13 protein-coding genes and 1 pseudogene are annotated in these 15,776 nt (G+C 42.6%); 5 read left to right on the forward strand and 9 right to left on the reverse strand.

Annotation, left to right across the window (positions count from 1 at the left end; all coding sequences use genetic code 11):
- Positions 1 to 143 precede the first annotated feature (143 nt).
- The 3 genes and pseudogenes from J5X92_RS06220 to J5X92_RS21405 form a co-directional block, all read right to left on the reverse strand.
- A complete protein-coding gene (locus tag J5X92_RS06220) occupies positions 144 to 1,163 on the reverse strand; it encodes a substrate-binding domain-containing protein (RefSeq protein ID WP_013784429.1) in 1,020 nt (339 codons plus the stop codon).
- Positions 1,164 to 1,220: 57 nt separating this feature from the next.
- Positions 1,221 to 2,339 (reverse strand): polysaccharide lyase family 7 protein, encoded by a 1,119-nt coding sequence (locus tag J5X92_RS06225; RefSeq protein WP_013784428.1) that lies wholly within the window; start codon positions 2,337 to 2,339, stop codon positions 1,221 to 1,223.
- Between the two features lie 179 nt (positions 2,340 to 2,518).
- A pseudogene (locus J5X92_RS21405) lies at positions 2,519 to 5,445 on the reverse strand (TonB-dependent receptor).
- A gap of 739 nt (positions 5,446 to 6,184) precedes the next feature.
- Between J5X92_RS21405 and J5X92_RS06235 the strand changes: the two are divergent.
- The 5 genes from J5X92_RS06235 (at position 6,185) to J5X92_RS06255 (ending at position 11,739) form a co-directional block, all read left to right on the forward strand.
- Positions 6,185 to 6,952, forward strand: coding sequence for an SDR family NAD(P)-dependent oxidoreductase (locus tag J5X92_RS06235; RefSeq protein ID WP_041452544.1), 768 nt, complete (start codon positions 6,185 to 6,187; stop codon positions 6,950 to 6,952).
- Between the two features lie 89 nt (positions 6,953 to 7,041).
- Positions 7,042 to 8,286, forward strand: a complete 1,245-nt coding sequence (locus tag J5X92_RS06240) for an Nramp family divalent metal transporter (RefSeq protein ID WP_013784425.1) — start codon at positions 7,042 to 7,044, stop codon at positions 8,284 to 8,286.
- Between the two features lie 12 nt (positions 8,287 to 8,298).
- The gene (locus tag J5X92_RS06245; RefSeq protein WP_013784424.1) at positions 8,299 to 8,790 is read left to right on the forward strand and encodes a gluconokinase; all 492 of its coding nucleotides are present in this window, start codon (positions 8,299 to 8,301) and stop codon (positions 8,788 to 8,790) included.
- A gap of 112 nt (positions 8,791 to 8,902) precedes the next feature.
- A complete protein-coding gene (locus J5X92_RS06250) occupies positions 8,903 to 11,239 on the forward strand; it encodes a chondroitinase-B domain-containing protein (protein WP_013784423.1) in 2,337 nt (778 codons plus the stop codon).
- Positions 11,240 to 11,439: 200 nt separating this feature from the next.
- Positions 11,440 to 11,739 carry a hypothetical protein gene (locus tag J5X92_RS06255; RefSeq protein WP_208805112.1) on the forward strand — a complete coding sequence of 100 codons (300 nt, stop codon included), beginning with the start codon at positions 11,440 to 11,442 and terminating at the stop codon, positions 11,737 to 11,739.
- 296 nt (positions 11,740 to 12,035) lie between these two features.
- Here J5X92_RS06255 and J5X92_RS06260 read toward each other — a convergent pair whose 3' ends face one another.
- From J5X92_RS06260 to J5X92_RS06280, 6 genes are all read right to left on the reverse strand, one after another.
- Positions 12,036 to 12,647 carry a DUF998 domain-containing protein gene (locus tag J5X92_RS06260; RefSeq protein WP_013784420.1) on the reverse strand — a complete coding sequence of 204 codons (612 nt, stop codon included), beginning with the start codon at positions 12,645 to 12,647 and terminating at the stop codon, positions 12,036 to 12,038.
- A gap of 102 nt (positions 12,648 to 12,749) precedes the next feature.
- Positions 12,750 to 13,610, reverse strand: a complete 861-nt coding sequence (locus J5X92_RS06265) for a PhzF family phenazine biosynthesis protein (RefSeq protein ID WP_208805114.1) — start codon at positions 13,608 to 13,610, stop codon at positions 12,750 to 12,752.
- A gap of 118 nt (positions 13,611 to 13,728) precedes the next feature.
- Positions 13,729 to 14,355, reverse strand: a complete 627-nt coding sequence (locus J5X92_RS21410; RefSeq protein WP_338455180.1) for a glutathione S-transferase family protein — start codon at positions 14,353 to 14,355, stop codon at positions 13,729 to 13,731.
- 102 nt (positions 14,356 to 14,457) lie between these two features.
- Entirely contained in the window at positions 14,458 to 14,583 is a 126-nt protein-coding gene (locus tag J5X92_RS21240; RefSeq protein WP_257720344.1) for a hypothetical protein, read from the reverse strand.
- 59 nt (positions 14,584 to 14,642) lie between these two features.
- A complete protein-coding gene (locus J5X92_RS06275; protein WP_158306767.1) occupies positions 14,643 to 14,780 on the reverse strand; it encodes a hypothetical protein in 138 nt (45 codons plus the stop codon).
- A gap of 90 nt (positions 14,781 to 14,870) precedes the next feature.
- Entirely contained in the window at positions 14,871 to 15,464 is a 594-nt protein-coding gene (locus J5X92_RS06280; RefSeq protein ID WP_013784416.1) for a rod shape-determining protein, read from the reverse strand.
- Positions 15,465 to 15,776: the final 312 nt, after the last annotated feature.

Genomic DNA, 15,776 nt, shown 5'->3' on the forward strand with positions numbered 1-15,776 from the left:
TAATTTCAATACTTTCATAGTGATGAGCTAATTTTTAACCTTCAGGGCATTACACTGATGTACTATTCCTTAAAAGGCGGCGCTTTATTATAGCTAACGCTGTTTTCATCCCATCAGTGCCGCACTAGTGAAAACAAAATAGGTTAAGCCTTAGGCGCCGCGCATGATGAGCGTTCCACCAAAGAACAGGGCACCAGCATACGCGTATTTACCGATTTAGGATTATTGATTTTATTCATCAACATGCGCGCTGCTTCGCCGCCTAATTCGTAAGGTTGCTGTTTGATAACGGTAATAGGCACCTTAAAAAATTCAGCCATAGGGATTTCCTCGAACCCAAGTAAAGACACGTCTTGGGGAATAGGAATGTTAGCGGCTTCTAATTCTTTTAGTACATCAATGGTTATTGCAATTTGCTGAGTAAAAAAAGCGGTGGGTGGGTTGTCTGACTTCAGCATATCAATGGGAGAGCGATGCAATCCGTCCTGCCGACTCCAATGTATAGTTAGGGTTTCGTCAACGGGTAGATTATGTTTTGTATGTGCATCTACAAAACCTTGATACTTCTCTTGGCGAGACTTAACCGATTCGAACTTTTGGGTTACAAAACAAATATGTTTGTGCCCCAAGTTAATAAGGTACTCAGTGGCATCAAAAGACGCCCGTTTGTAATCAGCAACCACAATGCCGGTGTCACAATCGTCATGTTCTAATTGAAATTGCACCACTGGCATAGTGTTATTCGAAATGTCTTCTATTAGCTTTGCGTTGTTTCCGCAAGAGGCAATAATGGCGCCGTCTACATTTAATTGGCAAAGTGTAGTCAGCGCATTTTTTTCGGTTTTGGGTTCAAAATCCGAATTATAAATGAATAAATCGTAGCCATGACTTTTACAATAATCGTCCATACCACGAATGGTCTGACTGGTGTAATAGCTAGATATATCTCTTACAATAACACCCAGGGTTTTGGTCTTATTGGTTTTCAAGCTACGGGCGATATTATTGGGAACATAATTCAGTTCCTCTACCGCTTTTTGCAATCGCAAACGGGTGTCGAACGACATAAAATCGAAGCGACCGTTTAAAAATTGCGAGGCGGTACTTTTTGATACGCCCGCTTTCTCAGCCACATCGATAAGTCTAACTTTACTTTTATTCATTATTATTCTCTTACTAAAGGCGTTTATAGGAGTATTTGTGTTACCAAATACTCTTCACTATTTAACTGCAATAGCATCGCCTACCTGCAAATGAGAGAAGGACACGCGGGTGTAGTTACCTGCTTTTTTATCGGTTTCCCAGTCGCCCGTTCCCGGACAAGCGGGGTAGCGGAATGTTGGGGCATCCTTCGTACTGCATTGGTTATACGCGCCAGCTTTGAAAAAAAGCCAATCATTCTTGTACGCCACAGGGTCATCATAGTCATCTATAAAGCCATTAGCATCAACATTGTTTGCCAAGTTTATCTGGTGCTTAACCGTGGGGTGGTTCTCTGCGCTAAAGGTTAGATACATTGTATCGCCGTAAACGTTAATCTCATAACTGAAAGACTCACCAAGCGCGATGCCTGTTTCACCGGGATCATTGTCGTCATGCCACCCATCTCCCCATACAGGGTAAGCAATGTCAGTACGTTTAGGGTTATCTTCTGGTAAATTTAGCTCATAGTTCCAAAATACCGTACCTGTCTCATGGTTTGGGTACTTCTTATAATAAATCTTTAGTGGTTCGTTACCCCAACCAAAACCCGACACATCATTTCTAAGGTCATCTAGCTTACCAGCATGAATTTGCCCTACAACAACCGAATATGCGGGGGGTTTGTCATGATATTTAGCATTGGTAGAAACGTGGTCTACTTTAAGGGTGGCTTCCATACGGGCACCGATGGCAGCGAACTTATCTGAGTCTGGGTTTGAGGCAAGTGCAAAGTAATTAGCTGGGCTTTCTAAGCTGGGAACATTGCCGTTTTCATCGGCGTACACTTGACGAAGCTCACTTCGGGTATTCGTTGAGGTGGGAGAGGTGAATGCTTTATTCGCCGCCGCAAATACCATGTTGTTATTGTCGTCTAAATAAAAGAACTCATCCACATGAAAGCTTGCTAAGTCTTTATTTTTAATTTTGTCGGCCTTACCGTCACCGTCTCTATCTAGCGGTAAAAGTATGTTCCAAGGGGAAAGATCGAATACTTCGCCAGGAGCCTTAGCACCCGATACGGCGTGTGAATCTTGCTGTGCTGTGTTGGTCGATGAAGAAGTGTCAGCGTCGTTACACGCTGCCACCAAGGAAAGCGCGGCTAAGCCGGCCAGATATACATGTTTAGTGTTTGACATGAATGCGCTCCTTACGGAAATCGTCAAAAGAAAAAAAAGTGATTGAATGAATTAGAAAGTTAGCCGTAGCGTTTACTACGGCAAATGGTCTGGTTAAATAACTATAATTGGTGCTAGCGTAGAGTGAACGTTGCACATACTTCGCCAATGTTGCCAATAGCGAAGTATGCTACAAAGCCTTACCAACGAGCTCGTACGCCGAAGGTAAAGCGTCTATCCGACTCGCTATACTGCCAAATGCTATCAAGCTCTGTTACTTGCACGATAGGCTCACCGGTTAAGTTAACCGCGTTCGCTACAAGCGTAATATGCTCGTTTACATCGTAACTGGCCGAAAAGTCGAACTGGCCGCGAGCATCACGATAGTTATTACCCAGCGTTGGGTCAAAAAATGCTTCTTCAGGATTGGTACGGTTGTACACACCGGTGGCTAGCGCGCCAACAGGACGTACACGTTTTTCATCTTGAGTGTCTAAATACTTATCACGCCAGTTATAGGCAAGACGTATTTGGATACCCGCATTTTCCCAGTAAACCTGGCCATTGAAGGTGTGGTTAGAAATATCTAGCAGTGGGTTACCATCAGGTTGTTCACTATCGGCATAGGTATAGTTGGTGCTAACACCTAAACCAGACCACATGCCAGGAAGAAAACTAAACTGTTGTTGGTAGGCAAGTTCGATACCTGCAATTTCACCGCTTCCACCATTAACATCTGTGTCGATAACAATACCGGTTAGGCCGGCATCACGCTGAGCTTCTACATACGCTAAGTCTTGGTCGCCCGAAGCGTAATTCACATCAGCTTGGCTTACCCCTGCGGTATCCAGTAAACATACGTTAACGTACTCAGTCACGTTTTGGCCTGTTACCGTGTTGCTATCAGCCATGCAAGAGCTGCTTGCTACGGTAAACGACTCTACATCTTTATAAAATATAGCGGCAGAGACCATACCACCTTGACCAAAGTAATGTTCAGCAGATAAGTCGTACTGGGTAATACGATAGGGGTCAAGTTGGTACGAGCCTTGTGTACCGGTAACGAGTGAATTATCGACACTAATTGCAGGGCTAAGCTCGCCAAATTCTGGTCGGCGCATTACTTTGGCCGCAGCAAAACGTAAAATGGTATCGTCTGCTAACGAGTAGGTGGCATTGATGCTTGGAAGAAAATCTGAGTAATCATAGCTGCCAGTTTGATCAAACGTATTAGACGTTAAATCAGTTTGCACATACCGTGCACCGACTACCGCGGTAAGTTTGTCGAAATCTAAATGAAACTGGGTATATAACGCTTGAGTTTCTTCGCTTATTTGGGCGTAAGAGCCAGTATTTCGAACCATGTTGTCATCTAATGATCCGGTTAATTCATGGCTACTGCCATCCAGCATTTGTTTTACGCGGTCGTAAGTACCATCAATATTGTAAGCCAGCTCAGCACCATCGTAAACGTAGTAATGGGTGAGCGCGTTAGGCCAAAAATACCAGATTGTTCAAAGGTATTACTGTGGTTTATTTCCTTAAATCCCCCAAAAGCAGAGTTAAATTCATCTACCCATGTTGGTCTTATCACACCATCATAAGACACACTGGTTTGTAAGTTTTTAAGTTCACTACCATTATTTCTTAAGTCGTAGCGGTCTAGTTCGTAATCTCTATCCGTAGTACGAATACCTGCTTTTATTTTAGTGAGGAAGCTTAAATTTGAAAAAGGCTCGATGTATTCCATGTCAAAACGAATTGCTGTTTCTTCGTTTTCTTCATAGTAACGCTGGTGGGTAAATTGGCGAATAGCCAAGTTACTTGGATCTAATAGCGCGTCCTCATCCGAAAACGCAATACCAGGTACTGCATCGCCTTCCTGGGTCATGGTAATGGTAAATAAATTTTCGGTAATAGTACCGTCTTCTTCATATTGATCGCGAGAAATAGGGCGTAAGTTAAATTCAGAATTGGTACGCAGGCTTTCAGACTTGGTATACGCCACTTCACCTGAAATTTTTAGTTTATCGGTAATAAACCATTCACCACCTAGCGCGTTGGACATCGAGTCGTTGGTGGTAAAATCGGCCCATGTTTTAGGCTGTACAAACGCACTGCCTGAGCCAAAACTTTGCAGTTGACCTTGGGCATCGCCGTAGGCGTTGTCTAACACCAAATCAGAATAGTCTTTGCTGTCGTTCAGTACAGAGTAGGCTTCTTGCCCACCGTCAAGGTCGGTAGCGTTTACGTCTAAGTAAATAAAGGCGTCGGTATCTTTTGGCGCCCATTGAAGGGACAATCCATAAGCGGTACGTTCACGCTGTTCAGTTTTTTGCTCAACGGTGTTTTGACTGCGAACTAAGTAGTTACCGCTAGGGGTATTAGCAGCGTCACTGTTGCCGTCGCCGTCTAAATCTAATTCGGTTGGGGTTACAAGATTAAAGAACTCATCACGTCTTAGTGTGCGGTCTTGATACGACATCACTACTGATGCACCAAACGTACCGGCATCACCTAGATCCCAGTTTCTTCCGGCTGCGCCTGTAAACATAGGCGCCCAGTTTTCTGCTTTGTCTGCGTACTCTCCATCTAAGGTCACGGCTACCAGAGGCTCTTCAAGCTCTAGCGGGCGTACAGTTGTCATGTTAATAGTACCGCCTAACGCACCTTCAATCATTTCTGGAGTAGGGGATTTAACCACTTCAACGGTTTTTAAGAAGCTAGAAGGAAAGTCATCAAGACTAATACCACCACGACCACTGCCTGAGGTAGAACGACCATTTAATTCAACGCGGTTTTGTGAGATACCACGAATGGTTACCGACTCACCCACACCAAAATCTCGGCTTATAGACACACCAGTGATACGCTGAAGCGCTTCAGCGATATTGTTATCTGGCAACTTACCAATATCTTCCGCCACAATCGCATCTACAATACGAGAGTCGTAACGTTTTAATCGGGCAGACTCAGCAATACTGCTAGCGATACCACGAACTTCAATCACCTCCAAAGAATCTGGGGTTTGTGTGTCCTGTTCTTCTTGCGCAAAACTTGGCAAAGAAAAACCTACAGTGGTAGCGGATAATATGGCTACCGTAAGTTTTGATAATTTGTTGTTCATTTTGCTTCTCCAAAAGCTGTTCAGCTAAGTACCTCACAAACATAAAATTATTATTAAATTCTCTTGTGAAGCGATGGCTTGTCTTATTAATCAGGCAACGTTAATTCGCACTACTATCTATTTCTCATGACACTAAACCGGTTTAGTTTTTATTAAAAAAAATTGCTCTGCAACCGGAATATTAACAATAAGGTTACATTTGCATCCCTTTTCGTCAACAAAAAATTATCCAAAAGTATCAAATTTATTCGTTTAGGCCGAAAAAAAGGTTTTTATATCCTTTTAAAATGGTGGGGTGCGGCGTTTATAAACATTTTTAGTTATCATTTTACTGTGAACTAGATAGTACGAGCGTGAAGTGAACGATGCTGGGTAAGGTTAAATGCCAATTGTCGTTTTTTACATTTAGCACTGTGGTTACAAGTTTTAATAGACTAGTCCCCTGAAATAATTAAGAATTTTTTATGTGTTGCATGTGTGATTTGTTAATTTATTGAGTGTAAAATGTATATTTCATTGGTATTTTAACGTTGACATCAATCACTTCTATGTTAGCTTGTTGGAAAAACTAAACCGGTTTTGTTCTGTTTTGTAATTAACGAATTTAACGCGGTATTGAGCATGTTTCGCAGAGATAATTGCGGGTTTTCGGTTTACGACATCATTGTATTTACGAAAATGCACAAAGCGTTATCTGTGAATTTGTTAACAGATTTTCAATTCTATAGAGGGTATTGACGTGAACACGTTAACAGGAAAAAGAGTATTGGTAACAGGCGGAGCCAGTGGTATTGGTGGTGCTATTTCTTCTGAACTTGCGGCACAAGGCGCTACCGTTTTTGTGCATTACTATAGCTCGAAGCATGCAGTTGAAGAGCTTCAGCAAGAAGTAGTGGAATCTGGTGTTGGGGAAATCATTCCGCTACAAGCCGATTTAACCAAAGAAGAGAGTGTTAACGCCTTTGCTAACGACGTTGCTAATCTAACATCTACGCTTGATATATTGGTAAACAATACCGGTGACTTGGTTGAGCGACACACCTTGAGCGATATTAAAAATGACTTTTGGGAGCAAGTGATGGCGGTAAATGTGACTTCCATGATGATGGTTACCCGTGCGCTCTTGCCCATGTTAAAACAAGCCGAAGACGGAGCATCTATTGTTAATTTGTCTTCGCTTGCAGGCCGAAAAGGCGGGCATGGCGGCTCATTAGCCTATTCCACGTCGAAAGGTGCTGTGCTTACGTTTAGTCGTTCGCTGGCAGCTGAATTAGCTGGCGATGGTATTCGCGTTAACTCGGTAACGCCAGGTTTAATTTTAGGCACACGTTTCCACGCTACCCATACCACCGATGAATCGGCGAACAAAACCATTAGTGAAATTCCGCTTAAACGGGCGGGAAATCCTCTTGATGTAGCTAGGGCGGTTGCGTTTTTTGCATCGGAATACAACGGTTTTATCACAGGCGCTACATTAGATATTAACGGTGGCGTTTACATGGCGTAATGCCTTTAGCTCACATCGTACTTCAGCCAGTTCAGTTCAAATATAAGCGGTTGAAGGGCTAAGTTCCCAAAAATGACAGAGGTAACGAGATGTCGTCGTTAATAAAAAAAATAATGGCCTTTGGGCCTGCCTTCTTTGCAATAGGGTACACCATAGGTACTGGTAGCGTTACGTCTATGATAGTAGCGGGAAGCACCTATGGCATGTCTTTACTGTGGGTGTTGTTTCTAAGTTGCTTGTTTTCAGGTGCACTTATTTATGCGTTTGGTAATTACGCCATTGTGACGGGCGAAACAGCGCTTTATAGCTTTAAAAAGCACCTCAAGTTCGGTCGGCCTATTGCCATACTCATTATTGCGGGCGTTACCTTTGGTCAGTGGAACTCTTTAATGGGCATTCTAGGTATTTCATCGAACATTATATTTGAAATGCTGGCGCTTTATTCTCCATCGTTAAACGACTACAAATACGAGTTAGTATTAGCTATTGCGGTGAGTGTCATCAGTATTATGTACGCCATCATGCTAATTGGTAAGTACTCGTTGTTTGAAAAAATTCTGGTTATGTTTGTATCCTGCATGGGTATTTCTTTTGTGTTTTCCCTATTGGTGGTGCACCCCATGCCTGCAGAAGTGGCGGCGGGTTTTGTTCCATCAATACCTGAAGTAGAAGGTGGGAAAATGATGGTGGCTGCATTTGTGGGTACAACTATGGCTGCCGCTACGTTTTTATCTCGCCCGCTGTTTATTCAAGGTAAAGGGTGGGGAATGGAAAACCAAAAACAACAAAAGAAAGATGCTTTTGTGGCGGCGTTTTTGGTGTTTGTTATTAGTGCGTCGGTAATGGCAGTAGCCCACGGGGCGTTGTTCCATGAAGGTAAAAAGATTACTCATGTACTCGACATGGTGAACGCCCTTGAGCCAATCGCGGGTAAAACTGCATTAACAGTATTTTTCTTCGGTACGTTAGCGGCGGGACTATCGTCGGTATTTCCCTGTTTACTTATTGCGCCCTTATTAATTGCCGATTACCGCTCAGGAAAGCTAGACACAAAATCTACTCAATTTAAAACTATTACCGGTATAGCGTGTTTAGTGGCGCTTATCATTCCAGTATTCGGTTTCAATCCAATAAAAGGGCAGATTCTTTCTCAAGTGTTTAACGTGTTTGTGTTGCCTTTGGTGATTATTGGCATACTCGTGGTTATCAACAAACGAGAACTAATGAAAGAACATGCGCCAGGCAAATTTTTGAATCTTATGTTGGGGCTGGCACTGTTATTCGCCATTGTGATTTCTGCCAATGGTGTGATTGCCATTGTTGAGCAGCTATAAAAGGGAGTGGCAATGATTATTGTAGTAATGGGCGTGTCAGGAACCGGAAAGTCGACGGTGGGGGGATCCTTGAGTGACCAATTAGGGTTGCCGTTTATAGACGCCGACGATTTTCACCCCGAAGTAAATAAAGCAAAAATGCAAAGTGGAACGGCGCTTACTGATGAAGATAGGTGGCCGTGGTTGCAAACTTTAGCGAGCGAGCTTGCTCGCTATGAACAACAAAAAGGTGTGGTGCTAGCGTGTTCTGCACTAAAAGAGAGTTATAGAAAGATATTAAGCGCCAATAACACGCTTCCTATCAAGTGGGTGGTGCTTACAGGCAGCTTCGAATTATTAAGTGCGAGGCTTTCGGCTAGGGTCAATCACTTCTTTGACGGCAGGTTACTGAAAACTCAGTTAGATACCCTCGAAGTGCCCGGTTACGGCATAAAAATAGACGTAGAAAAGCCCATCACAGCGGTAATTCAATGTGCTGAGGCATACGTTAATCAACAGTCTTAGTGCGTAGCCGTTGAGCATACCTTTGACATAACAATTATCTCGAACAATCCATTTATTGACACCGCCGACTTAAAGAAACCATTTTGGCGTGTCATCGAGAAGGAGTTAGATTATGAAAGACGTTTTATCACTACCAGTTAGTGCGTCGAAAGTACCGAAATTAAGCAAACAAGCTTTTACCGTATTTGCGAGTGGATCATCAGTACTTGCAGTGGGTTTAAAGCGCTGTTTCGCTGCACCTAAACTTTTCATCTTGTTCGCGCTTATATGCTTTCAAAATATCGCTTCGGCGCAAATGGTTAATGATCTTAGTGAATTTAATCAAGCTGTGGCGGCGGCACAACCCGGCGATACCATCGTTATGGCAAATGGTGAATGGCATGATGTTGAATTGGTGTTGAAAGGAAAGGGTACTGAAAATAAACCCATTACGTTAAAGTCCCAAGAGCCGGGCAAAGTGAAAATAACCGGCCTGTCTAACTTAAGTGTTTCAGGTGAATACCTTGTAATAGAAGGGCTTGTGTTTACCGATGGCCATACCCCTACGGGTGAGGTTATTGCTTTTCGTACTTCTCCAGACGAATTAGCGAGTTATTCTCGTTTAACTAACGTGGTCATTGATAATTTTAGTCACCCAGAACGCCAACTGTCTGACTTATGGCTAGCTATTTATGGTAAGCACAACCGAATCGACCACAACGCTTTCATTAACAAACGTAACCGTGGGGTAACCGTCGCGGTACGTATGAACTCTGAAGGCAGCCGTAAAAATTACCATACTATCGAGTACAACTATTTTGGCCCACGCCAAGTGCTTGGTGCTAATGGTGGTGAAACCCTGCGTATAGGGACGAGTCATTTTTCTAGAGAGTATGCGAATACGTTAGTGCAATATAACTACTTCGATAGAACGAACGGCGAGCACGAAATTATTTCTAATAAGTCGAGCGGTAATACGTTTAAAGGTAACGTGTTTTTTGAAGCGCAAGGTACCTTAACCATGCGCCACGGCCACTACACTACAGTGGAAAACAACTACTTCTTGGGTAACCGTAAACCCAATACGGGTGGTATCCGCATTATTAACGAGCACCAAACGGTAAGTAACAACTACATGTATGGCTTAACAGGGCGTCGATTCCGTGGTGCGCTAGTGATCATGAATGGCGTACCGAATTCGCCACCAAACCGCTACGACCCTGTTATTGAATCTGCCATGAACAATAACGTGGTTATTGATAGTGATTACATTCAGCTAGGAGCGGGCGCAGACGAGGAACGCTCAGCACCGCCTACTACAACTGAAATGCAAAATAATATTATTTTGGGTAAGCAAAACCTTAACCCTATTACCGTATTTAGTGATGTTTCTGGCATTTCCTTTAAAGGCAATGTGTTAAATGAAGACGCCAGTAACCCTCTTTCTTCAGGTTTTAAAAAGGTACCTTATAAGGTAAGTAAAAATAGCAACGGTTTGTGGGTGCCTGAAAAAGGTTTGCTTGAGCAGATTAATTTCGGCGAAGTAAAACTACCGGTTAACAAAAGTGAAACCGGCGCTAGTTACTACGCTAAAAATGAGAGCCACGTTGCGTTTAGAAGTGGTAACAAACTAGTCGTTAAACCCGGTATGGACACGCTTGCCACCGCCCTTGCTGATAGTAAACCTGGCGACGTATTGGTGCTTGAAAATGGCGGTGACTATTTGTTAACTCGCTTTGCACAAGTAAACCACCCAGTGACTATTATGGCCGAGGAGGGTGTTAAACCCGTTATACGCTCTGAAAAGCCAAGTTTTATAGTGATAGAAAACGGCGGCGCATTAGATGTTGAAAATTTATGGTTTGATGGAGCAGCTTCACCGGATTACAAAGGTAACAGCATCATTAGAACCAGCCGTTACTCTATGAACATTAACTATGCCTTGTCGGTTGAAAATGTGAAGGTGACCAACTTAGACATCAACGGTTATTTTTACTTTTTTAAAGCGCATCCTGGTACTTTTGCCGACTATATCGAGGTTAAAAACTCACATATGGAAAATATCACGGGTGCGGTATTGTCTTTAAATAAAGAAACCGATGACCTAGGAGTTTATAGCGTAGAAAACTTAACCTTGTCGGGCAACACGTTTAAAGACATTAAAGAAGAAGTGGTAACCATATACCGTGGTGGCTTCGATGAAAGTACCTTCGGTCCAGCGGTTATTATAACTGATAATACGATAAGTAATGTAGGCAAAGGTTCTACCCATAGAACTGGTGCTTCCATGTACTTCCATGGGGTACAGAACCTACACATCAGTGATTCAAAATGGGTAAACAGCGCCCCCGTATCGCTTTATCTAACTAATGGCGAACCGATCACTGTAATTGAAAACGTCACTATGAAAAATACGCCTAAGATACAATCGAATAGCGATAGTTTTGAAGTGAAAAATGTGACGTATTAAATTCGTTCGCGGTTATGTAAAACGCTGAATAAACGCTTAGGTAAATCATATAAACTCGGCATTTAATGCCGAGTTTTTTTATGGAGCGAACTTGGTTGGGTAGCTTAAAACCGATACTCAGTTCAGTATAAAAATAAATTCAATAGCTCAAAATGGTTACGCCTTAATGAGAGGCTAAATATAATTTGAGGAATTGAAATATGGAATTTGTAGAACTTTCACATGACGAACTTGACCAAGTTAACGGTGCATTTTTACAAGGTGCTGCAATTGGAGCTGGAGCCTACCTACTGGGATCTGCTTTTAACGGCGGTTTTTCTTGGGGCGGCCTAGCTGGAGCAACCGTTGCCGGAACTTTTACAGGCGGTTTTTCAGCATTAGCGGGAGGAGCTAGAGCGTTGGGAGCCGTTGGTAGGGGGGTAGTTGGAACGAATGGTGCTGCACTTGGCGGAGCAACTCAGCAAATTGTTGACGCCTCTATTGAAACTACGGATGAATAATTTTTTCTACTGTAAGGGGCTAGGCCCCTTAACTGGAATTTTTATGAAAAAGCTATATTTAAAATTTGTTGTAACGCATTTTGTTTTAAGCGCCATTATGTTTTGTGTTTGGTATTTGGTTGCGGGTATAGAGAATGCGAGGGAGATGACTTTCGTTATAAGTACCTTAGCGAGCTGTATAGCAGCTAAAAATCTAATGGAAGACACCTTGAAGCAAAAAAGCTGACAACAATAAGTGTTGGTTCGCGTAATGTCAGCATAACGTCTTTTGAGAAGTGTCGGCCACATGCTAGTTTTTATCCTATTGAGTAGAGCGAATAGACAAATAGCCAAAGTATTTGAAAGCCATAACTCAAACGTTGATATAGTCCAGGGTGAGTTTTAGCTTTCAGTGCACCTGATAATTTATAAGAAAAAAAGAAACAGCCCAGAATGCAATAAAACGAAAATAAGCGCAGTGCTATTGGGTAGACGCTGGAAAATATCACGACAGCGGGCGCGATAATAAATGACAGCAGCATAACTAGCCCTGACCACGTATGAATTTTACAGCTTGTTGTTGGTTTAGAGGTGTAAGGGTCGGCATCCATTGGGAAGTAGCCGCAGACCCAGGTGCATAGGCCATGAATAATCACCATTGCACCTATTATTGTAGTGGGGGTAATTGATGAGGGATTGTGCGCCGAGTCAGCCACTATTAAATAGTAGCCAAATAGGATAAATAAAAAGCCTAATGGGTAGTTGTTAATAGCGGGGGATAGTTTTTGGGTTGGGCTACCAAAAGCGCCAAGTTCACTACAGAATTGTTTGGCGTGACTATAGTTCGGGTAATATAACGACGCGATGTAAATGCCCACAACAATCCATATTGATGCGACTATCCCAGTATACGACAATAAATCGAGCATGCTTAACTCTTCCTTGAAACTTGTTCTTTGAAACGTATCACCTTGCTATATAATAATTTTGAGCAATGTAAAGTGCTTACACTTGTTATGTGGCTTATGAGTTTAAATGTCTATTTCAATCTGTTGAATTGAGCGGCCAACGCCGCCAGCCATCAAACGAGTAATACAACCATCAACTAATTGTAAATCAACACTTATCACGCTACCTGATGGGGGATGCATCAAATGGCCTTGTTCAATAAACAAAGTCGTTTCATCTATACCCTTACGGTCATGAAGGTAGCAGGCTAAAGGGCCAGCAGCCATACCGGTAGCAGCCTCTTCGTCAATGCCATAGCGTGGGGCAAACATTCTAGCGCCCGCGTGACGCCCGGGCACAGTGGTTTCACTAGAAAAAACGTAAAAACCTATTAGGTCATATTGTGCGCTTATTTTCTTGATGAGATCTTGATTGGGCTGAATTTCTGCTACTGAAGATGCATTGTGAAGAGGTACAAGTAAAAAGGCGTTCCCCGTATTCACAATTGATATTGAATGAAGCGGTACGTCGCTTGAAAGATTAAGCGCAGCGCGCACTTCTTCGGTGTTTAACACATCCGTGTAGATTGGCCGTGATTGCTCCATAAATGCCATTGAACCATCAATGATTATTTCTCTGGTTCCATCTACCGTCTCTTTCGACATCCGACCATTTTGTACTAGGCCAAGCTCACTCATTCTGCTAAACGTCGCTATGGTGGCATGACCGCAATGCGCTATTTGCTGTACGGGGGTGAAAAACTCCAGCTTTATAGTGGCAACTTCTGAGTTTGAAACAAAGGCGGTTTCAGAAAGCCCCACTTTTTGCGCCACTATAAGCTTCTGCTGTGCCGTTAAGGGGTTCGCATCTAAAACTACACCGGCGGGGTTTCCACCAGAGTCACCGTCAATAAATGCATTTACTATTTCAACAGAGACTTTCATGATGAGCTCCTCTAGCAAACAATAGGACTGAATGTACTAACGTCAGACTACTAACCTCTAACACTTGAGGTTGGGCAGTTATTCCTTAAGCGCTATGAATATATCTTGATTAAGAGCCCTAATCCAATCCTTCTTGTGCCATCATGTTTTTCACCGCGTTACGGCTTAGCATGGTTTGATAGTGCGCATTTAAATGCGGCCAGTCTTGAGCTTTACTGGCATACCGACGGCTCCAGTAGGCAACCATGAACAAGTGGAAGTCGGCAGCAGTAAGTTGCTCACCTACTAGCCATGGTCCATTATTGGTGAGCACTTTTTCAAGTACGCCCCAGCAATGGGTGAGCATATCATTCGCGTTATCTTTTACTTGCTGCAAATTGCTGTCGCCGCTAACGTATTGTTCAGGGTGCGCCCAGCGGTTGGCGGCCTCTTGCAGCGTAGAAGACATCCAAAATAAGTATTGATAGTACAAGCCGCGTGAAGGAGAGTGTATATCAGGCGCTAGTCCAGATTCTGGGTACTGATCTATCACATACAGTAATATTGCGGCAGATTCATAAATAACTCGCCCTTCATGCACCAACGTAGGCACTTTACCGTTTGGGTTAATGGCTAAATATTCAGGCGATTTTTGCATGTTTTTAGCTAAGTCTATTTCTATTAACTCATAAGAAACGCCAAGCTCTTCAAAAATGGCGTGGGTAGCCATATTCGCGCCGCCTTTATCCCAATATAATGTATAAATAGTTGTGCCTTTTTTTTGCTGCTATAGCTAAAAATTGAAAACCTATTAGGTGTTTTTTTAAAGCTTATCATTTTCGCGAAATTTTCGACATGATGGCAGCGGCTAGAATGGGTATTTCCGACTTCTTAAGCCTGCAATATTAATTCTACCGTTTGGCATGCCGTAAATAACGAACTCACCTTGTAGTAACTGCATTTGTTTTGCTGATAACGGTAATAATGAAAACATGCCTCTTTAAATAGCAAAATGACGTAGACGATGACACCGAACTTACACTAACCCTATTACTACCAGTCGGCGCTATATTTTTTATTCGCTTCAAAAGCTTCTACTTCTAACGGCGCATTATCGTAACCGTACGCTGCTAAATCAGAATAATGCTGCGTTATTATTTTATCTAAGCTGGCATTTTCTATCTGCCGCACATGCACTAATTCATGGGCTAGCGTTCCTTTCTAATTTTCGATGTATCTAAATATTCAGACATTTTAATACTCAAGGCCTTTCAAACTGTTTTACTTGCCTAAGTACCAAACAGCTAAGATTAATATTGCAAGATAAATGGCAAAGATACCATAGCTAGCCGACGTTGAAGCCGGTGAAATATTTTGAATTGTAGGCTTATCGTCATCTTCAAGTTCATCAAAATTTACTGTTTCAAAATTTAACGGGGAGCCAGAATGAATCTTTACTGCTATTGCGCCTGCACCAATAGCTAACTCTTTAAAAGCTCGCTTTTCAATCATAGTGAGACCACCTTCGGTTTTTTCCATAGGATGGATAATGACCTTAGGTCTGGGCCGTAATATTTGGTTAGTACTTAAGTGCTTAAAAGCGTGTTGTAGTAGCTTTTCGCCTACATAGAAATCAGAAAAAAGTACTCTGGGGTGTGAGAAAGGGTTTACGGCAATTTCATCCTGTTGAAGATTTTTACTAGCTTCTTTACCAATTCCCGATATTAGTTTCTGACCTTTGTCGGTCGTCTTTATGACTACAACGGGGTAATCATCAAAGGACGTGCGCTTTGCGGTATCAGTGACTTTTAATCGATGCTCCCAAATTTGCATGTACATGATCGGTGCAAATCTAGAACGTAAATTTGACAGCATCTTAATTTCCTTAGCATGGGTGGGGCAGGGTAGATTTCAATTTTTATAATAGTTTTATTCTATATCTCTACAAGTGTTTGTGTCACTGACGTTGGGAACGACAAAATATAGTTGATAACCACTAAATAGAGACTCTCTCAGCATTTGGAAATAACAGGCAAGCTCGGTCAAACACAAGAGCAGTATGTCTTTGTGATAGGGTGATATCGATGGCATTTGAACTATGATTAAATACCAGGGCAACCGCATGAGTGCTCACTAATTAATCATGCCACTAAAACCCGCAGTTAGCACAGCTTCCAGATAGCTGGC

Source organism: Alteromonas sp. K632G (assembly GCF_017653625.1).
In the GTDB taxonomy this organism is placed as follows: Bacteria; Pseudomonadota; Gammaproteobacteria; order Enterobacterales; family Alteromonadaceae; genus Alteromonas; species Alteromonas naphthalenivorans.